Raw genomic sequence first — 25,118 nt, forward strand, 5'->3', positions numbered from 1 at the left:
GAAATAATGTCTAAGAGTAACAAGTACGAGTACGTTGAAATTACCGATTTTGCGGCAGAAGGCAAATGTATATTTAAATCGGAAGACGGCGTAATCTTTGTAGAAGGTAATGTGGCTCCCGGTGACATCGTCGACCTGCAGGTAGTGCGGACGAAGAAAAAAATGAAGGAAGCCATCGTTACCAGAATCCATTCACAATCGGCTTTACGTACAGAACCCTATTGCAACCATTTCGCGGTGTGCGGGGGCTGTAAGTGGCAGCATATCAGCTATGAGCATCAGCTCAGGTTCAAAAGGCAGCAGGTCGTGGATCATTTTGAAAGGATAGGAAAGATCAGGAATGTTGAGATTAACGAAATCATCGCTGCCCCTAAGACCGAATACTACCGCAATAAGTTGGAATTTACTTTCTCGAATTGGCGCTGGCTCACAAAGGAACAACTCGATTCGGGGTTGCCTTTTTCCAAAACCGCCCTGGGCTTTCACGTTCCGAAGCGTTTCGATAAAATTTTCACTGTAGAGCATTGCCACCTTCAACCGGCCCCGTCGAATGCGATCCGGAACAATTTGCACCGTTTCGCGGAGGAGAAAGGGTACCCTTACTACGACGTACGTTTTAATGTAGGTGTGATGCGTAACGTGATCATACGTACAGCCAATTCTGGCGACGTGATGGTGATTGTGCAATTCGGGGAGCAAAACGATGAAATTATCGCGGAGGTAATGGAGTTTTTGCAAAAAAGCCACCCGGAAATTACTTCACTGAACTATATCGTGAACCTGAAAGGCAACGACTCCTATCAGGATCAGGAAGTAATCCATTATGCGGGGGAAAAGGTAATCCGCGAGACGATGGAAGATCTGACATTTCTGGTTGGCCCGAAATCGTTTTACCAGACCAACTCCGAGCAGGCATACAAATTGTTCAGCGTGGCGCGCGAGTATGCACAGCTAACGGGCAATGAATCGGTTTACGATCTCTACACCGGCACGGGAACGATTGCCAATTTTGTGGCACGTAGCGCCAAAAAAGTGGTAGGCGTGGAGTACGTAGAAGCCGCCGTACAGGACGCCCGTATTAACTCGCAACTGAATAGCATTACCAACACTGCGTTTTTCGCAGGCGACATGCGGGCGATCATGAATGAGGGCTTTCTGCATACGCATGGCCGCCCGGACGTGATCATCACCGATCCGCCGCGCGCGGGAATGGATGTGCCCGTGATCGAAACGATCCTGAAAGCCGCCCCCGACCGCGTCGTGTACGTGAGCTGCAACACGGCCACGCAGGCGCGAGACCTTGCATTGATGTCGGAAGATTATGAAGTGGCGCGCGTCCAGCCCGTGGATATGTTCCCGAATACGCACCACGTGGAGAATGTGGCGTTGCTGGTTAGGAAGTGATGTCAGGTATTGTCATCGACAGCCGGGAATGATACCAGATATTGTCATCTATTGTCAGGAATGGTCATTTGTTGTCCGATATAGGCAGCAAACGACTATTCCTGACCACACCTGACAACTCTTGACTACTCCTGCCCATTCCTGACCGCGTGTCATTTATTTATATCCAAACACTTGTAATAAGTCCATATTGAATCGGCGGCGGGGTTATATTCTCCGTCCATTACTTCGCTTGTTACGAGTCTGGGCTTATTTATTTTGACATCTTCAAGCGTGATTCGGAAGCTCTTTCTGTTATGTGTGGAGTCCCGCCCTTCATAGATTCTGTGAGGGGATTCCTCTCCTTCGGTTCCTGGTAGCTTTTTCCTAACGATCCTGAAAATTACCGCACTGATTTTACCGTTGTCTTCGACCATCAGCGTATCAAACCCTTTAAAGATGAGCCGACGGGTAGGTGAGCTGTCATAGTAGACATTTGTATTAGACTTTCTGTGGTAAGTCCGTTCGGCTTCATAAGTCGATCTTTTAGTCATGGAGCTTATGATTCTGCCGTACTTGTAGTCACAGCCCAGCAGAACCAAGCAAATAAGCGGGAGTAAGTAGCCTTTCTTTCTCATGAGTTATTTTCGCATGCCATAAGTTACATTCAGCGCTGTATCGTAATTTTCATTATCACCCATGAAATTTCCGGCGGCAAACCAACCATCAGATTCGCCTTCTCAACCTCAATTGAGGTAGTATGAGTTATAGGTCCAGGACATACAGGTTGTGGCTCCATTAAACTCCATAACACGTATCATGTTGGCTATCTGCTGGTCGGCGAGATTAGCGGACGTGCAGTTGTCCGTCGAAATTTCGTCGTTCAAGGGAAAATTGTAGTTGGTAACCGGACCGGCGTGCGATAGAATGAGGTTAGTTCACCAAAGGCCAGCTTTTCGGCTTCTGTTGCGGTTACGGGTAATGCATTGGAATGTACGCCGGACTCGGGAGAGGGAGAACCGGTTTCCTGCCGGCATTGCAGAAGGGAACATGCCACGAGAATGGCAAGGAGAAGTTTGTTGGTGATGTTTTTCATTCGGATAGTCGATTTAATTTGATGACTATCCAAATGAATATACACTGTAGGGGTGTTTCCTAATCGAATGATCAGGCGGCAACCGATGAAAGTCCGAACGGTTATCCGGTGCCGATCTGATCAGAATGGCGGCTCGCTGTCCGGCCCTTTATAATCGAAATTACTCAAATCATTCGCCCGGCTGCGGAGCGTTCCGCCCATAGGCGGTGCCGCCGGTTTGGCTTGGCTTTCGAAGGATGAAATCGGGTTCGAAGTCTGGATCGGGCGGTCGATAGAGAATGGAGCAGGAGTGAAACCAGAGTCGAGATCGGCGAATTTGGTGTATTTACCGATAAAGCGAAGCTGAATGGTATCGAGCGAACCCGCACGGTTTTTTGCCAGAATCACCTCACCGATACCGGCTACCGAGTTACCGGCTTCGTCTTCTGTAATGCCATAATACTCAGGCCGGTACAGGAATATTACCATATCCGCATCCTGCTCGATCGAACCGGATTCCCGCAAGTCGGAAAGCTGCGGACGCTTTTCACCGCCCCGCGTTTCAACGGCGCGGCTCAACTGCGATAGCGCGATTACGGGCACATCGAGCTCCTTAGCCAGGTTTTTCAACGACCGCGAGATCATTGCGATTTCCTGTTCGCGGTTACCGGGGCTCTTGCCGCCCGTGTCGCCGGTCATCAACTGCAAGTAGTCGATTACGATCATCTGAATGTCGTGCTGCGCTTTCAGACGGCGGCATTTCGCGCGCAGTTCGAGTACTGAAAGGGCAGGGGTGTCGTCGATATAGATCGGCGCGTTGGTAAGCCGGTGAATGCGGTGGTGCAGTTGTTCCCACTCGTGCGGCGCGAGGCTTCCCTTTCGGATTTTTTCGCTATCGATCTCAGCCTCAGCGGAAATCAGACGATTCACCAGCTGCACGGAGGACATCTCCAGAGAGAAAATCGCCACGGGGATATTGAAATCCACAGCCGCGTTCCGAAGCGAGGAAACGACGAACGCCGTTTTCCCCATACCGGGACGTGCCGCAAGGATCATCAATTCCGTTTTCTGCCAGCCGGAAGTCAGTCTGTCGAGTGCGCTGAAACCCGAGGGTACACCTGTGAGGCCGTCCTTGTTATTCTTTTTCTGGTCGAGCTCGGCGAGCGCCTGGCGCATGAGCGCGCCCATATCGGCGTAGTTTTTCTTGATATTGGATTCGGAAATCTCGAACAGGGATTGTTCCGTTTTGTCCAGCAGCCTGAAAACGTCGGTCGTGTCCTCGTAAGCTTCGCGCTGGATCTCGGAGGCAACCTTGATGAGTTCTCTTTTAATGTAAGCCTGCGCGATGATACGGGCATGAAATTCGATGTTGGCAGCCGAGTTGACCTTGCTCGTCAGCTCCATGATATACGACGCGCCGCCTACGAGTTCAAGCTCGCCGGTGCTCCGCAATTTGGACGTCACCGTCAGCATATCGATCGGCTCGGAATCGGCGAAAAGCGTGATGATCGCACTATAAATGCGTACATGTGACTCCTTGTAAAAACTATCCGGACGGAGGATGTCCGCCACAGCCGTAAGCGCATCTTTTTCGATCATTAAAGCGCCGAGAACCGCCTCTTCCAGATCTATGGCCTGTGGTGGTAATTTGCTGAAAATCTGATCGTTGGATGGCGTTCTAGGGGCAAATGACCGTTTGGTGCCGTTACCGGCCCTGGACCCGCCCCTCGGGTAGTTGTTTGGTGCCTTTTCGTTTTCCATATTAAGACAAAGTTAATCATTGGGCGCCTCCGAGAAAAGGTCGGCGGGACAGTTTCAAGCATTAAATTTTTTTCTTTCCGATGACTTTTTTGTGGCTGTCTGATAATGAAAGACTTGGTCTGAAAAGACTTATTTCCGAGTCCCGCATTTGGCGGATTAATTGTTTTTTCGACGATTATGTTTTACAAATGTTGGTTATTATTACTAAATTTTACAAACAAAAGACAAACATTAAACACTGATTCATTTGCTGGAAAAAATCATCACACTCGAAGACGTATCCATGGTCGATTTTCTCGGGATCCACAACTCGAACATCAAGGAAGTCGCCGCCGCTTTCCCCGAGAGTAAAATCATTTCACGCGGAAACGAGATCCGCATTCAGGGGACAGCCCCCGAAATAATCCGAATCACAGATGTAATCGACTCGCTTCTGGCGCATTACCAGAAGTATGGAAAAATAACGAACGACAATGTAAAGGGCTACCTTAACGGCATCGCCAAAATGCCCGTGGCGACCGGCGAGGATGACGACGACGTGATCCTCTACGGCAACAAGGGGCTGGTAGTAAAGGCGAAAACGCCGAACCAGAAGCTGCTTGTGGAGCAGGCAGCCAAGTACGACCTGGTTTTCGCGATTGGCCCGGCAGGTACGGGTAAAACATATACAGCCGTGGCGATTGCCGTCAAGGCGTTGAAAAACAAGGAAGTAAGAAAGATCATTATCACCCGGCCGGCTGTGGAGGCAGGCGAGAACCTGGGGTTTTTACCGGGCGACCTGAAAGAAAAGATCGATCCGTACCTGCGCCCGATTTACGACGCGCTCGACGACATGATCGCGCCGGAAAAGTTGAAGCTGTACCTGGAAAGCCGGGTTATCGAAATCGCCCCGCTCGCGTACATGCGGGGACGTACGCTGAACAATGCGTTCATTCTTCTGGACGAGGCCCAGAACACCACGCCCATGCAGATGAAGATGTTCCTGACCCGTATGGGCCCGAGCTCGAAGGCGATCATTACAGGCGACAAATCGCAAATCGACCTTCCTAAGAACCTCAAATCGGGGCTGATCGACTCCCTGACGGTTTTGAAGGGCATCAAGGGTATCAGTTTCGTGGAACTCGACGGATCGGACGTTGTAAGGCACCGTTTGGTGAAGGATATTCTTGCCGCCTATGAAAAATCGGAGAAATAAACTGCTGCTGGCAGGCCTTCTGCTGGTTTCCGCGCTCGCACAGGCGCAGGACTCGCTCGTTACGCGTTGCGCCAGCACGGAGCGCGATTCGGTGCGGCTATTAAAAAATCCTTCTCTGAGAAACCTGCGGATGCGATCGGAGGCGGCTATTCAGGATTACCTGAGGGGGCGATCCGGCGCGCGTACGAACGCGGGCGAGGTTGTCACGATCCCGGTGGTCGTGCATGTGGTGCATAACCGTGCGGATAATGTGATCGGAGGCCCCAACAACGGCAATATCACCGACGCGCAAATCCAGAGCCAGATCGACGTCCTGAATGAAGACTATGGCAACAAGTCGGGGTATAAAGGTTATTATACCGATTCGCTGGCTGTGGATACCGGTATCCGGTTCAGGCTGGTTTCGGTGGTGCGTACCTATAATGCTACGTCGCAGTTCAGCCCCATTACCGATGCCGACGAACTGGCCGGTATTTCGCCTGCGTGGTTTACCAATCGTTATCTGAATATATGGGTAACGCGCCTGAACGACAGGTACCTGGGCACTTCCCAGTTTCCCGTCGTAACGGAGATCAATGCACGTACGGAAGGCCTCGCAACGACCGAAAATGAAGAAACCGACGCGCTGACCGACGGGGTAATCATCGATTTCCGCTATTTCGGAAGAAACTCCGACGCTATTACCAGTCGTATCTACAACCTCGGCCGTACCACGACACACGAAGTCGGGCATTGGCTCGGGCTTATTCACATCTGGGGCGACACTACCTGCGGCACCGACTATTGTGACGATACGCCGACTGCGAACACCAAAAACGAGACTACCGACGTATCCTGTTCCGCCGTATATTCGCAATGCCAGGGCAATGTGGTTACGCGGAATATGATCGAAAACTACATGGATTACTCGCCGGACGTCTGCATGAGCATTTTCACGAATGACCAGAAAGAACGCATGCACGCCGTGCTTGCATTGAGTCCCAGGCGCGCTAAAATGGTGGAATATTCGAAAATATCCACGGATAACCTGCTCGTGGACATTTACCCGAACCCCGTTCGCGAGACGCTGACAGCCGATGTCTTTACACCGGGTTTGGAAAATTATACGGTGTCCGTTTACAACCAGAAAGGACAAAAAATGATGGCAGATGCCGTCAATCGTACTTATCTCAACGTTCGAAACTTTCCAAGCGGTTTGTACTTTTATAAGGTATCGACTGCGAATCAGACAGTTACCAAACGTTTTGTTGTACGATAAATTCACATGCTATCACGCGCTCCATTTGTCAGCGTAACGCTGTTCTTTGCGGCCGGCATATTCGCGGGCGATGTACTACGTGCGGCCGCCGATGTGACGGCCGCTTTGCTTTGGGGGGCGCTGTTGCTGGTTGGTATCGGATGCCTGCTGTTTTATTTTCGGGGACCCCGGACAGGATTTGCAGTAAGCTGGGCGGCCTGGATGTTGGTGCTTGGGGCTTGTTGTAAAATGAGTCTTGAAGCGACGAGGGACGGTCAGTTAGCCGACTTGAACGCATTGAAATATAGTTCTTATGTCGCGGAAGTGGCAACGCATCCCGAAAAGCGCGGAAATTCGGTGCGCGTCGAGGTACGTGTGGAGCGGCTCCGGTGTGATAGCCAGTGGATAGTTCATCCTGTCCGCGCGCTGGTTTATCTTCCGGGCAGCCTTCCAATTATTCCAAAACCGGGCGACCGCCTGGTAATCAACGGACGTCTGCAACAGCCCGAGCCTCCCAAAAACCCCGGACAATTCGATTACCGGCGATATCTGAGAAACAAGGGGATACTTTTCACCGCGTTCGTAAGAAATGGTTCGTACCGACTGATTTCCAAACATTCGGAAACGAATCCTTTTTATTGGCCGGAGGCCGTTTCGCAATGGGCGGACGGTCGTTTTCGCGACCAAATCGGCGACTCCGCGGCCTACGGGCTGGTAAAAGCCATGCTGCTAGGCCGCCGCGACGACCTACACGAACAACAGGTAGGCGATTATGTTATTTCGGGCGCCGTTCACATCCTTTCTGTTTCGGGTATGCACGTGGCAATCATCTTTCTGGCTGCCGGCACCGCATTCGGATGGCTGAGACGCTGGCGTTCCGGAAACTGGATTTACCTTTTCCTGATGGCAGTATTGCTTGGTTTTTATGCACTGGTAACCGGATTGCTACCTTCGGTGCAGCGCGCGGCGTTGATGTGCATGGTGCTTGTAATGGCCGAAACAGCGGGTAGGAAGCATAATTCAATGAATACGCTGGCATTTTCGGCACTGATGATTTTATTACCGGACCCGTGTGGGTTGTATGACGTGGGTTTTCAGTTGTCATATCTTGCGATGTCCGGGATTTTCCTGCTTTATGAAGCCATTTATGGCATATTGCGGCCGTCGAACCGTATTTTCAAATTCATCTGGCAGGTCACGGCGCTTGCTTTTGCCGCCCAGATCGCCACGTTTCCTCTGAGCCTTTTTTATTTCCATCAATTTCCGACCTATTTCTGGCTGGTGAATCCGCTGATTGTTGTGTTCACCAATATCCTGTTGCCCGCTGCGTTGCTATTGCTTGTGGCGAGTGTCCCGGGCATCGCATGGTTGTCATGGTTAACGGGCCGGGTGGTGTCGGTTTCCGCCTGGCTCACCGATTGGTCGGCCTCGATTCCGCGCAAACTACCGGGGCATTTGATAGAAAATTTGCATTTGACCGCACTGGAGGTGTGGATACTTTATGGCTTCATATTCCTGGTTTGGTATGCATTGCATTCCCGTTCCGCTTACGTTTTGAAGCTTTCCGTTGCAGTGGCAGCGCTCTTTGTGACAGTTTCTTTCACCAGCAGTTTAAATACTTACCTACGTGCCGAACAGATTGTATTTCAAGTGCCCAAACATCGGGTAATCGGCTTCAAAACGGGCAGCGTACTTTACCTGGTTAGCGACAAAGCTTTCGCCGGGGATTCGCAGGCATTTGACTTTAATTTGAAAAACTACGTGGCGGATCGGGAAATTGAGCGGATTGTCCGGGTTACGGCCAGATAACGAAGCGCCGTATTACAAGCTTATTGTACGGAATAGAGCGCTTCGATTTGCCGGGCAATCTTTTTATCCCAGGCCGCCTGGGTTCCTGCATTCAATCCATGGCCGGTTTCTCCGTCGTATCGTTCCTGGTCGCGGTTCATTTCGCGGAATGCTTCCAGGAACTGGTACTGGATTTCGCTGTCGTAGTCTTCGATTGTCAGTTCGGCCTTTCTGAGCCGTTCCTTAAATTTTTCGGCTACCAGTCTCGTAATATCGAAGTGGATCTGCTCGTGGCGCAATGTGCCGGCATTCCGCGATTCGGGCCTGCCCCACGACATGCTTTTGACCATGAATATTTTCAGGCCGATTTCAACTACCAGGTCGTCGTCCTTCGGGTAGGAGCGGCCCTCATAGCCGAAACTGGTAAATACCGCGGCTGCATACCGGCTGCCGGGCTTTGCGCTCCTCACCTTGAAATCGTCCCAGACCAGCGGCCTTTTAGGGGAATAGAAAACCGTGTCTTCCGAAGCGGTATTGTTGATTTCCTTGAAAGCCAGGACCAGATTACGCGCCAATGCGGGCGTTTTTCCGGCATTGGTCGTCATCCATTTATGAAAGTGGCTTAATGCCTGATCCACCAGCTGTTTCACCAGCTTGTCGTGCGTAAAAGCTGTTTCCGGGCGGGTGTAATTGGCGGCCGTTTGATAGCCTGTCAGCTCCACCGGTTGCATATTCCGGTACCATCGAAAGCGGACGTTCAGCCGAACTTCTCCCGTAACCCGGTTGGGTCCTACGCGTTTCTCATTGACAGACAGCTCCTTCACCGTAATATATAGCGGCAAGTAGGTTTGCTCCTTTTTCGGCGCGATGAACGACCAGTAGTCAAATAACTCGGTTTCAACCTTGCCTGGCAGTACGGCCGGTATCTCTTTCCCGAATGCAATCACTTTTCCCAATGCCGCTCCGGGCTGAGGGCGTTGGTCTTCGACGTTTTGTATGAAGAACTTGTAGGACTTAAAAAGGCCGGCGGGATCTTTGGCAAGGGTAACAACCGACCTGTCCGGCTGTGCGTAAAGCGGGGCGAAGCCGATAACTATTACGAAAATAAGCACAATGCGCTTAGTCATACTTTTCAAATTGCGTTGAATCCAGCCGTCATTTCCCTAAGTTTGTACCTTGAATTTTGGAACGGACAGAGAATGACACTACCTACAACGAATTTGCGGCCGGAATTTGATGACATTTTTATGGACCTGGCAAAAAATCTTGCCAAGCGCTCGCATTGTATAAAAGCCCAGGTCGGTGCCGTGCTCACGAAGGATACACGGATTATTTCCATCGGGTACAATGGCCCTCCGGCGGGTACGCACAACTGCGACGAGGAATTTCCGGGAGTAGGGTGTCCGAGGGATGCGAAAGGCAGCTGTTCGCTGGCTCTGCACGCGGAGCAGAACGCTATTCTTTTCGCCGTGAAGAATGGCTCAAACATCGAAGGATCAACACTTTTCGTCACGCTCGCACCCTGCATCGCATGCGCAAGGGTGATTTACACAATGAAGATCAAAAAAGTAATTTTCCTGCATTCTTACGCAGCGTACAAAGGAATCGCCATAGAAGAAGGCGTAGAATTCCTGAGGCGATTCGGGGTGGAGGTGGAGCAATATAAGGGAATGATTGAATGAGTGAATGTTTTAGTACCTATTCACCCATTCAATCATTCGCACATTCGCTCATTAATGATGATGCACCCCGCCGGCCCCGTGTACATGTCCGTGGTCGAGTTCTTCGCGCGTGGCGGCGCGTACGCTCAGGATTTTGCCTGCGAAATGCATTTCCTTGCCTGCGAGCGGGTGGTTGAAGTTCATGATCACGACGTCGTCGTGGATTTCGACGATCTGGCCATGGAGCCTTTCGCCGTCTTCGTTGGTCATCGGGATAATGTTGCCCACTTGCAACAACTCATTCTGATCCACCTCGCTGTTCTGAAATACGGATTTAGGGAGATCTACCACGGCCTCCTCGTCGTATTCCCCGTAACCTTCCTCGGGCGCTACGCTAAATTCGAAAGTATCGCCCGCGGAAAGGCCTTCGATCTGGCTTTCAAAACCTTCGGGTAAACCGCTGATGCCCTGGATGAAGTACATCGGGTCGTTTTCGGTTACCACTTCCACCACGTCCGTTTCACCTTCCGAATCCGGAATGCTTAGACTATATGTGAGCGCTACGACGCTATTTTTTTCGACTTTCATTTGCTAGTTTGATTAAAATGATGGTTGTTGTAAAAGAATTGTTCCCTGGAAGAGCACGGGAACAAACGTACGGCAATTTTGTCAAAATGTCATTAGATGAATTTTTTAGCGCATATTTTACTGTCTGGCGAGAATGAGGGGGTGATGATGGGAAATTATGTCGGCGATTTCATCAAAGGTCGGTTAAGCAACGAAAAAACCGCAAACTGGAACCCGGACTACGTCCTGGGACTTAAATTGCACCGCTTTATTGATTCTTTCACGGACAGCCACCCGGAAGTGCTCGAAGCCAAAGATGTGGCGGCCGTTACCCAGGGCAAGCTGGCGGGCATTGTAATGGACATCTATTTCGACTACTTCCTTGCCAAAAATTTCGAGCATTATCATAAGGAACCACTGTTTGTGTACGCCCATCGCATGTATTCGGTCATTGAAAAGAACGAGCATCTGGTCCCCGAAACAATGGTGCCGATGGTGCGCTCGATGATCCGCCAGGATTGGCTCACTACCTATGCGACGCTGGAAGGCATCGACACCACGTTTCATCGGCTTTCGCGCCGGGCCGGTTTTCTGGCGCCTATCTATGGGGCGGTCAGTGAGTTGCGTGCGAATGAAGCGTTTTACTATACCAAATTCCTTTCTTTTTTCCCCGAACTGCGCCGGCAGGCGGGGCAATTTATCGTGGATAACGCGGCGTAAATAGGCCCGGAAACGGTAAATTTGAAGTCCGGATGATTTGCTCCGGCCCAATTCGCATACCAATGGCACAAACACCTGATATCGCTCTCAAAGAAATTAAAAGCAAGAAGTTCCGGCCGCTGTATTTCCTGCATGGCGACGAGCCTTACTACATAGATTCCATTGCCGAGGAGCTTGAAAATAAAGTAGTTCCGGAATCGGAGCGGGGCTTCAACCAGTTTGTGCTTTACGGGAAAGATACGGATGTCGCGGGTGTGCTGAGCTATGCGCGCCGTTTTCCGTTCATGGCCGAGCGCCAGCTGGTGCTGGTAAAGGAAGCGCATCGCCTCAATGGCATCGAACAAAAAGAGCAACAGCAGCGCCTGGAAGATTATGCGTTGAACCCGGTGCCGAGTACGGTATTGGTTTTTTGCTATCACGCCAATGCGGATGAACGTAAATCTTACCTTAAAGCCTGCAATGCGAACGGGATGGTTGTGCAGTCTAAAAAGATGTACGATAACAAATTGCCGGATTGGGTGGCCTCCTTTTGCCAGCACGAAGGCGTGAAGATCAGCCCCAAAGCGGTACAAATGCTCGTCGACAATATCGGTCACGACCTGAAACGGCTTTCGAACGAGATCCGCAAAATCATGGTGAATTTGCGTGTGGATGAAGGTATCGACGCGGCTGCCGTCGAAAAGTTCGTCGGGATCAGCAAGGAATACAATGTGTTTGAATTCCAGAAGGCGTTAATGCACAGGGATGTGTTGAAAGCGAATCAGATAGCGGCTTTTTTTGCAGCAAATTCCAAAGATAACCCCCTCGCTCCGATACTGATCATTCTCTTTGGTTTCTTCTCCAAACTGCTTCTTACTCATGCCACCCGGGATAAATCGGAGAAAGGGCTCGCCGCGGAACTGGGCGTCAATCCCTATTTCGTGAAAGATTATCTGCTGGCAGCGCGTAATTATCCTATGGCGAAAGTCGTCAATATTATCCACTACCTGCGCGAGTGCGACGGACGCCTGAAAGGGCTCGATGGCACGAGTATAGCGGAAGGCGAGCTGCTACGCGAACTGGTTTTCAAAATTGTGCATTAAACCGTTACGGTTACGCAAGAAACGGGTTTGAGTACCCGGGACTTTGCCGTATTTTTCAAAAATGGATCAACAAACGCTTCTGATTCCCGCTTCGCCGATTTTCAGCTTCCGGGAATGCCATTGGTTTCTGGACCGCGATTACGACGATTGTATGCACACGATCCGCGGCGAATCGGTTTTAAAGGCCATTCGTACCCCGTTCGGCGACATCCTGTTCGGTGTGAGCGGCGACGGCGAATTTCTGAAAACGACCATATTGAATGGTCCGGTCACGCCCGACGCCCGCAATTTCCTGGCCGACTACGTGGCCGACTGGTTCGACGTGCGCCGGGATATCGGGCCCTTTTATGAACTTTTGCGGGCCGATTCCCGGGTCGCCTATATGGCCGAGGCGTTCAGAGGTTTGCGCCTCGTAGGCATTTCCGATATGTTCGAAGCGATTTGCTGGTCCATTATCGGTCAGCAGATCAATCTTACATTCGCGTACAAACTGAAACGCCGGATGGTGGAGCGATACGGGACCCATATCGGGTGGGGCGGCGAGGTATTTCCGGTTTTTCCTGCACCCGAGGTATTGGCCGGTGCGAATATCGAAGAACTGCGGGCAATGCAGTTTTCGCAAAAAAAGGCCGAATATGTGGTCGGGATCGCACGGGCATTTGCCGAGGGGAAACTGTGCCCGGAGTTGATAGCGGCATTACCGGATTTTGAGTCGCGGCAAAAGGCGCTGACGGCCTACAAAGGCGTAGGTATATGGACGGCCAACTATGTACTAATGAAAACATTTCGCATGCCGGAAGGTATCCCGCATGGCGATGTGGGGCTGCTGAATGCGCTCACCGGCCACGGCATCATTGGCGAAAGGAGCGAAAAAGACAAGATCGAGGCGTTCTTCAATGCTTTTCCCGGCTGGGAAACTTATCTGACATTCTATCTTTGGCGAAGTCTGGCAGTGAAGCGGTTACCTTGATCCGGCCGTCGCATCCCGATTTTTCCATTGCCCGTACGCCGCCCGCATACAATGTCCGCACGGACGATACCCGTGTGCGAGAGCATCGCGCTCGTCGGCGAAGAACACACGGTTGCTGCGTTTCATCCGTTTACCTGAGCCGCAGGATAGCAGGCCGTAGGTTCTAAGATGGCAATTGCCCGCCATCCGGATTTCGCCACCGGAGATCATTCGTTTTAGTTTCCGGCTTGTCGCAAAACTTTCAGGGCCAAGGTCGCTATGTTTAATCATCGATTATCGTGCGGTTTTTTGTTAGCTCAGCGCATCATGGAAAATAATGCCCAGCGTATATCGTCGGCCATGATGCACTTCGCTCACACCGTGTTTCATATTGACGCGGTAATAGCCTTTGGTGCCCTTTACCGGTCGGAAATTGGTGGTAAAAAGCAATGCGTCGCCTTTTCGGGGTTTTAAAACAATGGCTTTCGATTGCGCGCGGGGAATTTGCTCGGTTATAACGAACTCCCCGCCGGTGTAGTCCCGGTCGGGCTCGTTCAGGAAAAGAACCATTTGAATCGGAAAGAATAGTTCGCCGTAGAGGTCCTGGTGCAGTGTGTTATGGCCACCCTGGCCATATTTGAGGATCAATACGGTTGGTTTCGTTTGCCCGGCCGCATGGCAAAGATCCTGGAAGTCCTGAAAACGTGCCGGGTAGCTTTGTTTCTGATTCAGAACATGCATCCATTGGTTCGCAACCGGGACTAGCCTGGGATATACATTTTCGCGGATCTGCCGGATAATTGAAGGTAATGGATAAGAGAAGTATTTGTACTCTCCCGAGCCAAAACGGTAGCGCTCCATTACGATCGTCTTGCGGTAATGCACCGGATTTTCGTACTGCTCGATCAGGTCGTCGCATTCCTGTGCATTCAGGAGCTGACGGAGTTGCGCATAGCCACGTTGGTGGAGGTTTTCGCGAACCGAGGTCCAGTCGAGGTTTTCGATGTCGATCATGGCGGATATTGAATTATTTCAACCCAAAATTATCCCGCCGGGAGGGAGGAGGAAACCTGTTTCTTGCTTTAATGAGTGAATGACTCGCCGTGGAGCTGGAATGGGTGAATCATTAAATCATTGAATTAATGTGTTGAATAATTTAATATAACCCTATTCACTCATTCAAAATTCACTCATTCGCGTTCCACGGCGGCTCATTCACTCATTCAACATCACACAGACAAAACCTGCTCGTCCTTTCGTTCACCGATTTGCTGGCGCCACATTGCGTAGTACAAGCCTTTTTCTTCGAGCAACGCGTGGTGGCTGCCGGTTTCGACGATCTGGCCTTTTTCGAGGACATAAATGCGGTCGGCGTACATGATTGTCGATAAGCGGTGGGCAATCATGACGGTGATGTGCTGGCGCTGGTCGGTAATGTTGCGGATCGTGTTTGAAATCTCTTCTTCGGTGAGGGAGTCCAATGCGGACGTTGCCTCGTCGAAAATGATCAGGTGCGGGTTACGCAGGAGCGCGCGGGCGATCGAAAGCCGTTGGCGTTCGCCGCCTGATAATTTCAATCCACCTTCCCCGATTACCGTGTCGATGCCATTCTCGGCGCGGGCGAGCAAGTTATAGCAAGCGGCTTTCATCAATACGTCGTTGATCATTTCATCCGTAGCATCGGGGTTCACAAAAAGCAGGTTCTCCTTGATCGTACCCGAAAAAAGCTGCGTATCCTGCGTCACGAAGCCTATTTTATGCCGGATTTCGTCGAAGTCGATCTCTTTGCCGTTTACACCATTATAAAAAACGGTGCCCTCGATGGGCTGGTAAAGCCCTACAAGCAACTTCACCAGGGTGGTTTTGCCGGAGCCCGACGGTCCGACGAATGCGATCGTTTCGCCGCGCTTTACATTAAATGAAATGTCTTCCAAAGCCGGTCGCTTTGCCGACTGGTGCTGGAATTTCACTCGATCGAACCGCAATTCCCGGATATCGGCGATTACCTCCGGATTGGCCGGTTTGTGTTCGACGGGCCGCGCCAGCAATGCCTGCAGGTTGTTTAGCGAAGCTTCCGCTTCCCGGTAGGAGAGGATCACATTACCCAATTCCTGTAAAGGCCCGAAAATGAAGAAGGAATAGAACTGCATCATCATCATTTGCCCTACGGTAATTTTGTCGCGGAACACGAAAAACAGCAATGCAAACATTACGCATTGTTGTAGAAAATTCACGAACGTGCCCTGGATGAAACTTACCGAACGGATGCTCTTCACTTTTTTCAGTTCCAGTTTCAGGATTTTGTACGTGGTCGTGTTCAGCCGTCCGATTTCCTGTTGGGTCAACCCGAGGCTTTTTACCAGCTCGATATTGCGCAGCGATTCGGTGGTGGAGCCGGCCAGCGCAGTGGTTTCCCTGACGATATTCTTCTGGATGGTTTTGATTTTTCTACTCAGAATACTGGTCAGAAATGCCAGAATCACCGAGCCGGCAAGGTAGATCAGCGGCAGCATCGGACTGAGCCGAAACGCCACGATGACAACGAAAATAATGCCTACCGAGGTGAAAAAGAGTACGTTGACGAAGTTGGTAATAAACTTTTCACAATCCGCCCGGACTTTTTGGAGAACCGATAGGGTTTCGCCGGAGCGCTGGTCCTCGAAATCCTGGAACGGAAGCCGCAATGCATGCCGCAGGCCATCCGTATAGAGGTTGGCGCCGAATTTCTGGATCACCACATTCACGAGGTAATCCTGGAATGCCTTTGCAATGCGCGAGACCATCGCGACGCCGATGATCATCAGGAGGCCCATCAGCACTCCTTTAAAGAATTCATTATCGAGCCCTTCGTTACGGAATTCGGCCGCTTTGTTGGCGTAAGGGTCGATGAGGTAGTTACCGAGGATATAAGGGTTGAGCAACGAAAAAACCTGGTTGATAGCGGCCATGATCAAGGCCAGGAAAATGAGCCCCTTGTACCTGCTCAGGTATTGGAATAATAATTTCATACAGTCGTGAGGTGATTCGGTGGTGTTTCCAATTACTGTAAACCGAAACGTGCGGATTTTAATTCTCGAATGGCTGGAAATAAAAAAGACATCCGGGGAGGGATGTCTTCGGCAATGTAGCGGGGAGCAGGATCGAACTGCCGACCTTAGGGTTATGAATCCTACGCTCTAACCATCTGAGCTACCCCGCCGTCGTAATTGTGGTGCAAAAGTATGTTAAAGAATGTTACGATGCAACCGGTTTGCCCATTTTTAGCGGAAATTTCACGTGTTTTTGAAACAACAAATTTAAATTTACGCGCTTTTATTGTCGATTTATGTTATATTACAACTTTTAAATCAGCACATAAGGCAAGCGCTAACGAGGCTGCTCCTTTAATTTCAGCACATATGGAAAAATATAAATTTGTTAAAGAATTTGAATTGCGATCCTCCCCAAAAGTTCTATTTCCATATATTTCCACACCATCGGGCCTTGAACAATGGTTCGCTGAGAAGGTTACCGTGCTGCCAGATCACCGCTTCGATTTTCAATGGGACGGCGATAGCCACATCGCCCGCCAGACCGGCCTGAGGATCAACAAAGCGGTGCGTTTCGATTTTGAAGACACCAGCGAAGATAATCTTGACAACAACCACCTGGAACTAAAATTAGAAGTTAGCGAGTTAACCCAGACAACCTTTTTACGCGTGATCGATTATTCGCCGAACCGCGACAAGGACGAGCTGACTTCTTTATGGGAGGGCTTTATTGATAATTTAAGAGAAATAGTAGGCAGTTGATGAAAAAGCTGGATAAGCTTATTTTGACGTCCTTTTGGGGACCTTTCGTAATTACAATGTCGGTCGTGGTGTTCGTCTTCCTGATGCGGATCATGATCTTTTATATAGACGACTTCGTGTCCAAGGACCTGAACGTTACGGACTATGCACAGCTATTTTTCTTTTTCAGCCTCATTACCGTGCCGACGGCCCTGCCGCTTGCGATGCTGCTTTCTTCGTTGATGGCATTTGGTAACCTGGGGGGAGTTTTTCGAGCTAACGGCCATTAAAAGTGCCGGTATTTCGGTGGTAAGGGCCATGTTGCCGATGTTCATCGTCGCTGTCGGGATCAGTATCTTCTCCTTCTATTTCAATGACCGCGTTTCGCCCTGGGCTAACCTGAAAGGATATAGCCTGCTGTACGACATTAAAACCACCAAGGCTACATTGAAGATCAAGGAAGGCATCTTTTACAATGATTTGCCGGGGTATAGCATTAAGGTCGCCAGGAAACTGGATAACGGAAAAATGACCGGTATGGTGATTTACAAGCACAATAACCGGTCGTACGAACTGGGGAATACGGAAATTATCCTCGCCGACTCCGGAAGAATGTATTCCATTAATGAGAACCGTTACCTGGTGATCGAGCTTTACAACGGTACTCGCTACACGGACGAGTATGGCTCGGGAAGTTCGCGGCCGGTTTATATTTCGTCGCCAGTCGGGTCGCAGCCTGCGTATTCCAATTTCAACCGCCAGTCGTTCAGGCATTACCGTCTCACGGAGAGCCTTGCCTCGTTCGGCATGAAGCGTACGGACGAAGGTCAGTTTAAATACCACGAGTTTATGAAAAATATCAGCGATTTGACCAAAACGGCCGATTCGCTTCGTACTTCCTATCAGGAAACGCAGAAAAACCTCGTGGCGGGCAGTCAGCAGTATTACTCTTATAATTACCGCGAAGGCACCGACAAGACGATCAAGTCCGGCAAGTGGATCGATTCGTTGCTGGCAAAGCCGGTTTCCGACAGTTTGAAGAAGGAAATCCTGGCGAATACCAAAGCGGCGTCGAACAGCATGCTGAGCTATATCAAGTCGCAGCAGGAGTACCTCCAGATGAAGTTGAAGGACGCGAGCAAATATGAGCTGGAAAAGCATCATAAGTATACCCAGGCGCTTTCCTGCCTGATCATGTTCCTGATTGGCGCGCCGCTGGGGGCCATTATCAAGAAGGGGGGCTTCGGGGTGCCCGTGCTGGTTTCGATCCTTTTCTTTATCCTATTATATGTACTTACCAACCAGGGCGACAAATGGGTGAAGGAAGGGCTTGTGGCCGTGCCCGTAGGCGCGTGGATGGCGAATACAATCCTGTTCATTGCCGGCGTGTATTTCATCGACCGCGCCCGGAGCGATTCACGGTTGTTCGATAAGGACGTTTACCAGATGTTCTTCAAAAGAATTAAGTCGAAATGGGCAAGTAGATTTGGAAAAAGGGAGCTTATCACTCATAATTAACTGAATTTATTTTTACAAACCGGTTTAAAAACACTACTTTTGCAACTTTGTTTACGGCAGGGTGCCGTATTTACTTCATATCACTTTAATCTGTTGTTATAATCATGTATTTAACCGCGGAAAAGAAGAGCGAGATCTTCGAATCGAAAGGTTTTAAAAAGGAAAGCGCAGACACTGGCTCTGCCGAATCTCAAATTGCTTTATTTACGTACCGTATCAACTATCTGAACGAGCACCTCAAAACGCACAAGAAAGACAATGATACACGTCTGGGCCTCCTGAAAATGGTAGGAAAGCGCAGAAGATTGCTGGATTATCTTTATAAAAAAGACATCAATCGCTACCGTGCGATCATCGCCGAATTAGGCATACGTAAATAATTTGAAATCAGGGAACTTTGGCTCATTAAAGTTCCCTGATTTTTTGCGGAAAAAAAGGACATTACCGGGACGCCAGGACGGCGTCTCACAGCTACAAAAATCAAATAATCTATGCTCTTTAATATAGTTACCAAGACTATAACCTTACCGGACGGCAGGGAAATCACAATCGAAACAGGAAAATTAGCCAAGCAAGCCGACGGATCGGTCGTAGTCAGAATGGGTAACACCATGCTGTTGGCTACGGTAGTTGCCAGCAAAGATATCAAAGAAGGCGTCGACTTCCTGCCGCTGTCTGTTGATTACCAGGAGAAATTTGCTTCTGCCGGACGTATTCCGGGAAGTTTCCAGCGCCGTGAAGGCAAGCTTTCCGACCATGAAGTCCTTATCAGCCGTTTAGTCGACCGCGTGCTCCGCCCATTGTTCCCCGAAGATTATCACGCAGAAACCCAGGTTAATATCCTTCTGATATCGGCCGATGCCGACGCGTTGCCCGACGCACTGGCTGCATTGGCGGCTTCTGCCGCGCTGGCTGCTTCCGACATTCCTTTCAACGGGCCGGTTTCCGAAGTACGCGTTGCGAAGATCGATGGTCAGTACGTGATCAACCCAACCACCACCAACCTGGAACGCGCTACCCTCGATCTGATGGTGGGTGCTACCTATAATGACATTGCGATGGTGGAGGGTGAAATGAGCGAAGTTTCGGAAGAGGAGGTGATCGAAGCGCTGAAAGTTGCACATGCCGCCATCAAAGACCAATGCCTTGCTTTGAAAGAGTTCGAAGCGGCTGTTGGGAAGACCGAAAAAAGAGAATACGTAGGCGACCCTGCCGACGAGACGCTCGAAGCACGCATTCGCGAGTTCGCCTATCCGAAGATATATGCCGTAGCGCAGCAGGGTTCTACCAATAAATCCGTGAGAAAAGACGGATTCAAGGCTGTTTGGGAAGAATTTAAAGCAACCATTCCCGAAGAAGAGGCCGCTGAGTTCAACGAAGGCCTTGCGAAACGTTATTTCAACGACCTCGTTTGGGAAGCTTCCCGCCGCCTTGTTCTGGATGAAAGGAAGCGTCTCGACGGCCGCCGCCTGGATGAAGTGAGGCCGATCGCTTCGGAAATCGATTTCCTTCCAAACGCACACGGCTCCGCATTGTTTACGCGCGGTGAAACCCAATCGCTGACTACCGTAACGCTGGGTACCAAGCAGGACGAGCAGATCGTCGATACGCCATTGAAATACGGTTACAGCAAATTCCTTTTGCATTATAACTTCCCAGGTTTCTCGACCGGCGAAGTGAAGCCAAACCGCGGTCCCGGCCGTCGCGAGGTAGGGCACGGTAACCTCGCATTGCGCGCACTGAAAAAAGTACTCCCTCCCGAGGAGGACAATCCTTACACAATCCGTATCGTTTCCGACATTCTCGAATCCAACGGCTCGTCTTCAATGGCAACCGTGTGTGCGGGCTCGCTCGCATTGATGGACTCGGGCTTGAAGATCAAGGCACCGGTATCGGGTATCGCAATGGGACTTATTTCCGACGAAGCGACCGGTAAATACGCCGTTCTTTCCGACATCCTCGGCGACGAAGACCACCTTGGGGATATGGATTTCAAAGTAACCGGAACCCAGAATGGTATTACGGCTTGCCAAATGGATATGAAAGTTAACGGACTTTCGTTCGAAGTGCTGACCGAAGCTTTGATGCAAGCCAAAGCCGGCCGCCTCCATATCCTGGGCGAAATGAATAAAACCATCTCCGAAAGCCGTCCGGATCTGAAACCGCACACGCCGCGCGCGATCGTGATCAAGATCGACCGCGAAATGATCGGCGCGGTAATCGGGCCAGGCGGAAAAGTTGTTCAGGACATCCAGAAAGAATCCGGCGCGACGATCTCTATCGAAGAGAAAGATGGCGCTGGTTTTGTAAGTATATTCTCAGCTGATAAGTCTTCCATGGATAAAGCGGTAGCGCGGATCAAGGGCATCATTATGGTCCCAGAAATCGGTGAAATCTATACCGGTAAAGTGAAGTCGATCATGCCGTTCGGAGCGTTCGTGGAATTCCTCCCGGGCAAAGACGGTTTGTTGCACATTTCCGAGATCAAGTGGGAGCGCCTCGAAAAAATGGACGGCGTTCTTGAAGTAGGGGAAGAGGTGCAGGTGAAGCTGGTCGAAATCGATAAGAAAACAGGAAAATACCGCCTTTCACGTAAAGTATTGTTACCAAAGCCTGAGAACAAAAAAGAGTAAATTGATGTTCTTGTAGGCAGGAACGGTAAAAACGTCGTTATATAACATACTTAATAAAGACATAGATGAGACAGCTAAAGATCAGTAAGCAAATTACCAACCGTGAAAGTCAATCGTTAGATAAATATTTGCAGGAGATCGGTAAGGTGGATTTGCTAACGCCGGATGAGGAGGTGACGTTAGCTCAGAAGATCAGGGACGGGGACCAGCTTGCTTTGGAACGTTTGACCAAAGCAAACCTGCGTTTCGTGGTGTCCGTTGCGAAACAATATCAGAATCAAGGCTTGTCGTTGGGTGATCTGATCAACGAGGGGAACCTCGGTTTGATCAAGGCAGCACAACGTTTTGACGAAACGAGGGGTTTCAAATTCATTTCTTACGCGGTTTGGTGGATTCGTCAGTCGATCCTGCAAGCATTGGCGGAGCAATCGCGTATCGTACGTTTACCCCTCAACCGTGTAGGTTCTCTGAATAAAATTTCGAAGACTTTCTCCGAACTGGAACAACGCTTCGAGCGTGAGCCGTCTCCCGAGGAGCTGGCGGAAGTATTGGAGATTTCTTCTTCGGAGGTGGTCGACACCATGAAAATATCCGGTCGTCACGTATCGATGGACGCTCCGTTCGTACAAGGCGAGGAAAACAGCCTTTTGGACGTTCTCGAGAACGACCTGGAAGACAAGCCCGATTCGGGTCTGGTGAACGAATCGCTCCGCAAAGAGGTACAACGCGCACTATGCACGCTTACGCAACGCGAGGCGGACGTAATCGCCCTGTATTTCGGCTTGAATGGCGAGCATGCGATGACTTTGGAGGAGATCGGGGAGAAGTTCAACCTCACCCGTGAGCGCGTACGTCAGATCAAGGAAAAAGCGATCCGCAGATTACGTCACGTGTCCAGAAGCAAAGCTTTGAAGACCTATTTGGGTTAATGCAACTCAGATGCAAACCTTCTAATTCATTGGATAGCCTCTTTCGGGAGGCTATTTTTATTTCAGAACACGGAAGTTTTTCATGGCTATTTTACAACCATTGATCGACATGGCCGAGATCTGCTACCAGCAGGGCATCCGGCATGTCGTTATTTCCCCGGGCTCCCGCAGCGCCGCATTGACCCTCGCTTTCGCACGTCACGGGGGCTTTCAAACGCACGTAAGCATCGATGAACGCGCAGCCGGTTTCATCGCCCTCGGAATGGCTCAGCAAATCGACGCCCCGGTGGTCTTGATTTGCACGTCGGGTAGTGCCGCCTACAATTTTGCCCCGGCGGTTTCTGAGGCTTTTTTTCAGCAAATTCCGCTGCTTGTGCTTACTGCCGACCGGCCCAGAGAATGGCAGCACCAGTATGACGGCCAGACGATCTACCAGACAGCTATTTTCGGTTCGCACGTGAAGCGTTCTTTCGAGATTTCGCCGGATTATCAGCATCCGGATGTACAATGGGCCATCAACCGTATTACCAATGAGGCGGTTAACCTCGCGTCGCTCGCTCCCAACGGGCCCGTACACATTAATGTGCCTATTAGGGAGCCATTTTATCCGACTTCAGGGGAGGATTTGAAAACTTCGGAGTACATCAGGATTATACAAAGGCAGACAAACGAGGTGACATGGCCGCAGGGCGCCTGGGAAGAGCTGTTGGACGAATGGGAGAACGCGTCGAGAATCCTCATTGCGGGCGGTCAGGGCAAGCCTGATGGCGCATTGAGTGCCGTGCTTACCCGCATCGCCGACGAGTGGCATATTCCCGTTTTGGGCGATTGTATTTCTAATCTTACCGGCGGCGGGGAGTTCGTCCGTCATCACGATCTCTTCCTGGGAAAGAAGGGGGCCGGCACCCTCGGGCCGGATCTTTTGATCACCTTCGGAATGTCTTTTCTTTCGAAGGAATTCAAGCTGTTTATCCGGAAAAATCCTCCGAAACGGCATTGGCATATCGGCGAAGACGCCTTCCTTGCCGATCCTTTTCAGTCCGTCACTAGAGAAATCCCCGGAAAGGCGGCCGCATTTTTTGATCAGTTATTTGAAAAACTTGATTACCAGTTGTTTGTAGAGAATGCTGACCTTACGCACGACACTTCCTTTCATGCATCATGGATAGAAAACGAGCGGAATACACGTCGGAAGAAGCATGAAATGCTGCAAAATCTATCATCGTTCAATGATTTAACTTTGTTAGACTTAATATTTAGATGTGTAAATCTTCCATATCAGTTACATATTGCCAATAGCATGTCGGTACGATATGCAAACATACTGGCAACGGAAACCCAATGGTCCGGTGTATTCGCGAACCGGGGAACGAGCGGGATCGACGGCTGCGTAAGTACCGCCATCGGTGCGGCAAAGGTGAACGGAAAGCCGACATTGCTGATTGTGGGAGATGTGGCATTTCTGTACGATCGTAATGGCCTGCTTATCGACAATCTGCCACAAAATCTGAAAATCGTGGTGCTCAATAACGCCGGCGGGAACATTTTCCGGATGATCGACGGTCCGGGCAGCCTGCCTGAACTCGAAACCTTTTTTGAGACCAGGCACGCATTCTCTGCGCGACGTACCTGCGAGGATTTAGGAATTGCATATTTCGGGGGGTCGGATCTGTCAGAAGCGGAAGCCGTCGTCAAGGAATTCCTGAATTTCAACGGGATTGCCCTGTTAGAAGGATTTACAAATCCCGTTGAAAACACCAATGTCTGGAAAGCACTGAAACAAGCATGTAAAACCGGTAGCTAGCGGCAGTTTTTCGCCGCCTCGGCTGCCGCCAGGGAGTCTTTCAGCACAACCCCCTGCTTCCATATCCTGCACGCCTCCGCGACGTTATTTTGAGCGAAATAGGCTTGTCCGGTCAACCCGTAGAGCAATTCCACAGGTTCCGCAATTTGAATGGCTTTATTGAATGATTTCAGCGCTTCCAGGGTATTTCCTTTTTGCTGATAGTAAATTCCCAGATTGCGTAACGCATAACCGTTTTCCGGTAATTTTTCGAGGGAACGTTCAATGAGTTTACGGGCTTCTTCGGCCCGGCCGGTTTGCAACAGTGCGTATCCTTTATTGTTCAGGGAAAGGGGCTCCGCCGGGTCGCGGCTTAACACCTGGTCGAAGTAAGCGATAGCTTGCGGCCATTGCTTGTTTCTAGACGCAATAAGTCCGAGGTTGTTCAACGCCTGTGGCTGGGCGGGGTCCAGGGTTACGGCCGTTTCGAAATCGAGTTTGGCCTCGTTGTAGGAGCCCATCCGGTAGTATACGGCGCCACGGTTCACATAAGCCTCGACATTTGTCCTACTCAGCTTAAGTGCCATGTCATATTCCGGAATGGCCGCGGAAGGATTCCCCTGAGCCACGAGCAGGTTCCCTCTGATTACATGGAAACGCGTGGAATCCCTGTATTGCTTTTCGATTTGCTCCAAATCGGCTTTCGCCTCGTTCAAGCGCCCGAGATCGAGTGCAGCCTCCGACCGAACGAGATTTGCCTGTACCAGCGAAGGGTCCGTGTGAATTGCTTCTGTTAAAACCTCATAGGCATCGTTTGTACGTCCCAATTTCAACAAAGTTATCCCCTTGTTGAGATAGGCGTCCGAAAAATCTGCATTTTTGGCAATCGCTTCATCGTACAGTCGCAGGGCCTCGGCATAGTTCTTTTGATTCAGGGCCCTGTTGCCTTTAAGGAAGAAATCAGCGGCATCTTTTTTGTTCTGGGCTGTACAGTTTAATAATATTAGTACTAATAAAAATAGCTTAATTAATCTATTGATTTTTAATAACATATAATTAGTAATGGT

22 protein-coding genes, 1 tRNA gene and 1 pseudogene are annotated in these 25,118 nt (G+C 50.3%); 14 read left to right on the forward strand and 10 right to left on the reverse strand.

The window, feature by feature from the left end; all coding sequences use genetic code 11:
* Positions 1–6: 6 nt before the first annotated feature.
* Positions 7–1,404 (forward strand): 23S rRNA (uracil(1939)-C(5))-methyltransferase RlmD, encoded by a 1,398-nt coding sequence (rlmD, locus tag ABV298_RS29365; RefSeq protein WP_353719686.1) that lies wholly within the window; start codon positions 7–9, stop codon positions 1,402–1,404.
* Between the two features lie 152 nt (positions 1,405–1,556).
* On the opposite strand, the gene ABV298_RS29370 is transcribed toward rlmD, so the two are convergent.
* The 3 genes from ABV298_RS29370 to dnaB all read right to left on the reverse strand — a co-directional run bounded on the left by ABV298_RS29370 (position 1,557) and on the right by dnaB (position 4,219).
* Positions 1,557–2,021 carry a hypothetical protein gene (locus ABV298_RS29370; RefSeq protein WP_353719687.1) on the reverse strand — a complete coding sequence of 155 codons (465 nt, stop codon included), beginning with the start codon at positions 2,019–2,021 and terminating at the stop codon, positions 1,557–1,559.
* Positions 2,022–2,266: 245 nt separating this feature from the next.
* Positions 2,267–2,479, reverse strand: coding sequence for a hypothetical protein (locus ABV298_RS29375; protein WP_353719688.1), 213 nt, complete (start codon positions 2,477–2,479; stop codon positions 2,267–2,269).
* A 120-nt stretch (positions 2,480–2,599) separates the two neighbouring features.
* Positions 2,600–4,219: a replicative DNA helicase gene (dnaB, locus tag ABV298_RS29380; RefSeq protein ID WP_353719689.1), complete on the reverse strand. Its 1,620-nt coding sequence runs from the start codon at positions 4,217–4,219 to the stop codon at positions 2,600–2,602.
* Between the two features lie 247 nt (positions 4,220–4,466).
* Here dnaB and ABV298_RS29385 point away from each other — a divergent pair, with 247 nt between their 5' ends.
* From ABV298_RS29385 to ABV298_RS29395, 3 genes are read left to right on the forward strand one after another with little or no spacing between them, the layout of a single operon-like run.
* The gene (locus tag ABV298_RS29385; RefSeq protein WP_015810575.1) at positions 4,467–5,414 is read left to right on the forward strand and encodes a PhoH family protein; all 948 of its coding nucleotides are present in this window, start codon (positions 4,467–4,469) and stop codon (positions 5,412–5,414) included.
* Complete coding sequence (locus ABV298_RS29390; protein WP_353719690.1) at positions 5,395–6,672, forward strand: T9SS type A sorting domain-containing protein; 1,278 nt, start codon at positions 5,395–5,397, stop codon at positions 6,670–6,672. Before ABV298_RS29385 ends, ABV298_RS29390 begins: the two co-directional genes overlap by 20 nt.
* A gap of 6 nt (positions 6,673–6,678) precedes the next feature.
* The gene (locus tag ABV298_RS29395) at positions 6,679–8,460 is read left to right on the forward strand and encodes a ComEC/Rec2 family competence protein (RefSeq protein WP_353719691.1); all 1,782 of its coding nucleotides are present in this window, start codon (positions 6,679–6,681) and stop codon (positions 8,458–8,460) included.
* A gap of 20 nt (positions 8,461–8,480) precedes the next feature.
* Here ABV298_RS29395 and ABV298_RS29400 read toward each other — a convergent pair whose 3' ends face one another.
* A complete protein-coding gene (locus ABV298_RS29400) occupies positions 8,481–9,566 on the reverse strand; it encodes a hypothetical protein (protein WP_353719692.1) in 1,086 nt (361 codons plus the stop codon).
* Between the two features lie 72 nt (positions 9,567–9,638).
* Between ABV298_RS29400 and ABV298_RS29405 the strand changes: the two genes are divergently transcribed.
* Positions 9,639–10,121, forward strand: a complete 483-nt coding sequence (locus ABV298_RS29405) for a dCMP deaminase family protein (protein ID WP_353719693.1) — start codon at positions 9,639–9,641, stop codon at positions 10,119–10,121.
* 51 nt (positions 10,122–10,172) lie between these two features.
* Here the strand turns inward: ABV298_RS29405 and ABV298_RS29410 are convergent, their stop codons facing one another.
* Positions 10,173–10,688, reverse strand: a complete 516-nt coding sequence (locus tag ABV298_RS29410) for an FKBP-type peptidyl-prolyl cis-trans isomerase (protein WP_353719694.1) — start codon at positions 10,686–10,688, stop codon at positions 10,173–10,175.
* Positions 10,689–10,784: 96 nt separating this feature from the next.
* Here ABV298_RS29410 and ABV298_RS29415 point away from each other — a divergent pair, with 96 nt between their 5' ends.
* From ABV298_RS29415 to ABV298_RS29425, 3 genes are all read left to right on the forward strand, one after another.
* On the forward strand, positions 10,785–11,387 hold the full coding sequence (locus ABV298_RS29415; RefSeq protein WP_353719695.1) for an acyl carrier protein phosphodiesterase: 603 nt from the start codon (positions 10,785–10,787) through the stop codon (positions 11,385–11,387).
* Between the two features lie 62 nt (positions 11,388–11,449).
* A complete protein-coding gene (gene holA, locus ABV298_RS29420) occupies positions 11,450–12,469 on the forward strand; it encodes a DNA polymerase III subunit delta (protein WP_353719696.1) in 1,020 nt (339 codons plus the stop codon).
* A 61-nt stretch (positions 12,470–12,530) separates the two neighbouring features.
* Positions 12,531–13,439, forward strand: a complete 909-nt coding sequence (locus ABV298_RS29425; protein ID WP_353719697.1) for a DNA repair protein — start codon at positions 12,531–12,533, stop codon at positions 13,437–13,439.
* On the opposite strand, the gene ABV298_RS29430 is transcribed toward ABV298_RS29425, so the two are convergent.
* The 4 genes from ABV298_RS29430 to ABV298_RS29445 all read right to left on the reverse strand — a co-directional run bounded on the left by ABV298_RS29430 (position 13,431) and on the right by ABV298_RS29445 (position 16,617).
* Positions 13,431–13,709: an Ada metal-binding domain-containing protein gene (locus tag ABV298_RS29430; protein ID WP_353719698.1), complete on the reverse strand. Its 279-nt coding sequence runs from the start codon at positions 13,707–13,709 to the stop codon at positions 13,431–13,433. The two genes, ABV298_RS29425 and ABV298_RS29430, sit on opposite strands and share 9 nt — an antisense overlap.
* Before the next feature lie 21 nt (positions 13,710–13,730).
* Positions 13,731–14,432 (reverse strand): 2OG-Fe(II) oxygenase, encoded by a 702-nt coding sequence (locus ABV298_RS29435; protein ID WP_353719699.1) that lies wholly within the window; start codon positions 14,430–14,432, stop codon positions 13,731–13,733.
* Between the two features lie 215 nt (positions 14,433–14,647).
* Positions 14,648–16,426 carry an ABC transporter ATP-binding protein gene (locus ABV298_RS29440; protein ID WP_353719700.1) on the reverse strand — a complete coding sequence of 593 codons (1,779 nt, stop codon included), beginning with the start codon at positions 16,424–16,426 and terminating at the stop codon, positions 14,648–14,650.
* 117 nt (positions 16,427–16,543) lie between these two features.
* A tRNA-Met gene (locus ABV298_RS29445) sits at positions 16,544–16,617 on the reverse strand.
* Positions 16,618–16,816: 199 nt separating this feature from the next.
* On the opposite strand from ABV298_RS29445, the gene ABV298_RS29450 reads away from it, so the two are divergent.
* From ABV298_RS29450 to menD, 6 genes and pseudogenes are all read left to right on the forward strand, one after another.
* Positions 16,817–17,209 (forward strand): START-like domain-containing protein, encoded by a 393-nt coding sequence (locus ABV298_RS29450; protein WP_353723271.1) that lies wholly within the window; start codon positions 16,817–16,819, stop codon positions 17,207–17,209.
* Positions 17,209–18,706 (forward strand): annotated as a pseudogene (locus ABV298_RS29455) (LptF/LptG family permease). Before ABV298_RS29450 ends, ABV298_RS29455 begins: the two are co-directional and overlap by 1 nt.
* Before the next feature lie 104 nt (positions 18,707–18,810).
* Entirely contained in the window at positions 18,811–19,086 is a 276-nt protein-coding gene (rpsO, locus tag ABV298_RS29460; RefSeq protein ID WP_353719701.1) for a 30S ribosomal protein S15, read from the forward strand.
* Positions 19,087–19,197: 111 nt separating this feature from the next.
* The gene (gene pnp, locus ABV298_RS29465; RefSeq protein WP_353719702.1) at positions 19,198–21,339 is read left to right on the forward strand and encodes a polyribonucleotide nucleotidyltransferase; all 2,142 of its coding nucleotides are present in this window, start codon (positions 19,198–19,200) and stop codon (positions 21,337–21,339) included.
* Between the two features lie 65 nt (positions 21,340–21,404).
* Positions 21,405–22,268 (forward strand): sigma-70 family RNA polymerase sigma factor, encoded by an 864-nt coding sequence (locus ABV298_RS29470; protein WP_015810559.1) that lies wholly within the window; start codon positions 21,405–21,407, stop codon positions 22,266–22,268.
* An 82-nt stretch (positions 22,269–22,350) separates the two neighbouring features.
* Positions 22,351–24,072 (forward strand): 2-succinyl-5-enolpyruvyl-6-hydroxy-3-cyclohexene-1-carboxylic-acid synthase, encoded by a 1,722-nt coding sequence (gene menD / locus ABV298_RS29475; protein WP_353719703.1) that lies wholly within the window; start codon positions 22,351–22,353, stop codon positions 24,070–24,072.
* Here menD and ABV298_RS29480 read toward each other — a convergent pair.
* Entirely contained in the window at positions 24,069–25,103 is a 1,035-nt protein-coding gene (locus tag ABV298_RS29480; RefSeq protein WP_353719704.1) for a tetratricopeptide repeat protein, read from the reverse strand. The genes menD and ABV298_RS29480 overlap by 4 nt on opposite strands.
* Positions 25,104–25,118: the final 15 nt, after the last annotated feature.

This window comes from Dyadobacter sp. 676 (genome assembly GCF_040448675.1).
Taxonomy (GTDB): domain Bacteria; phylum Bacteroidota; class Bacteroidia; order Cytophagales; family Spirosomataceae; genus Dyadobacter.

Bases quoted from the DNA above. Each gene is read 5' to 3' on its own strand.
- rpsO (WP_353719701.1), top strand. From the start codon at position 18,811: ATGTATTTAACCGCGGAAAAGAAGAGCGAGATCTTCGAATCGAAAGGT.
- ABV298_RS29415 (WP_353719695.1), top strand. From the start codon at position 10,785: ATGAATTTTTTAGCGCATATTTTACTGTCTGGCGAGAATGAGGGGGTG.
- ABV298_RS29430 (WP_353719698.1), bottom strand. From the start codon at position 13,709: ATGATTAAACATAGCGACCTTGGCCCTGAAAGTTTTGCGACAAGCCGG.
- ABV298_RS29480 (WP_353719704.1), bottom strand. From the start codon at position 25,103: ATGTTATTAAAAATCAATAGATTAATTAAGCTATTTTTATTAGTACTA.
- ABV298_RS29410 (WP_353719694.1), bottom strand. From the start codon at position 10,688: ATGAAAGTCGAAAAAAATAGCGTCGTAGCGCTCACATATAGTCTAAGC.
- ABV298_RS29400 (WP_353719692.1), bottom strand. From the start codon at position 9,566: ATGACTAAGCGCATTGTGCTTATTTTCGTAATAGTTATCGGCTTCGCC.
- ABV298_RS29405 (WP_353719693.1), top strand. From the start codon at position 9,639: ATGACACTACCTACAACGAATTTGCGGCCGGAATTTGATGACATTTTT.
- ABV298_RS29440 (WP_353719700.1), bottom strand. From the start codon at position 16,426: ATGAAATTATTATTCCAATACCTGAGCAGGTACAAGGGGCTCATTTTC.
- dnaB (WP_353719689.1), bottom strand. From the start codon at position 4,219: ATGGAAAACGAAAAGGCACCAAACAACTACCCGAGGGGCGGGTCCAGG.
- ABV298_RS29470 (WP_015810559.1), top strand. From the start codon at position 21,405: ATGAGACAGCTAAAGATCAGTAAGCAAATTACCAACCGTGAAAGTCAA.
- ABV298_RS29370 (WP_353719687.1), bottom strand. From the start codon at position 2,021: ATGAGAAAGAAAGGCTACTTACTCCCGCTTATTTGCTTGGTTCTGCTG.
- menD (WP_353719703.1), top strand. From the start codon at position 22,351: ATGGCTATTTTACAACCATTGATCGACATGGCCGAGATCTGCTACCAG.
- ABV298_RS29390 (WP_353719690.1), top strand. From the start codon at position 5,395: ATGAAAAATCGGAGAAATAAACTGCTGCTGGCAGGCCTTCTGCTGGTT.
- pnp (WP_353719702.1), top strand. From the start codon at position 19,198: ATGCTCTTTAATATAGTTACCAAGACTATAACCTTACCGGACGGCAGG.
- ABV298_RS29450 (WP_353723271.1), top strand. From the start codon at position 16,817: ATGGAAAAATATAAATTTGTTAAAGAATTTGAATTGCGATCCTCCCCA.
- rlmD (WP_353719686.1), top strand. From the start codon at position 7: ATGTCTAAGAGTAACAAGTACGAGTACGTTGAAATTACCGATTTTGCG.
- ABV298_RS29425 (WP_353719697.1), top strand. From the start codon at position 12,531: ATGGATCAACAAACGCTTCTGATTCCCGCTTCGCCGATTTTCAGCTTC.
- ABV298_RS29375 (WP_353719688.1), bottom strand. From the start codon at position 2,479: ATGAAAAACATCACCAACAAACTTCTCCTTGCCATTCTCGTGGCATGT.
- ABV298_RS29435 (WP_353719699.1), bottom strand. From the start codon at position 14,432: ATGATCGACATCGAAAACCTCGACTGGACCTCGGTTCGCGAAAACCTC.
- ABV298_RS29395 (WP_353719691.1), top strand. From the start codon at position 6,679: ATGCTATCACGCGCTCCATTTGTCAGCGTAACGCTGTTCTTTGCGGCC.
- holA (WP_353719696.1), top strand. From the start codon at position 11,450: ATGGCACAAACACCTGATATCGCTCTCAAAGAAATTAAAAGCAAGAAG.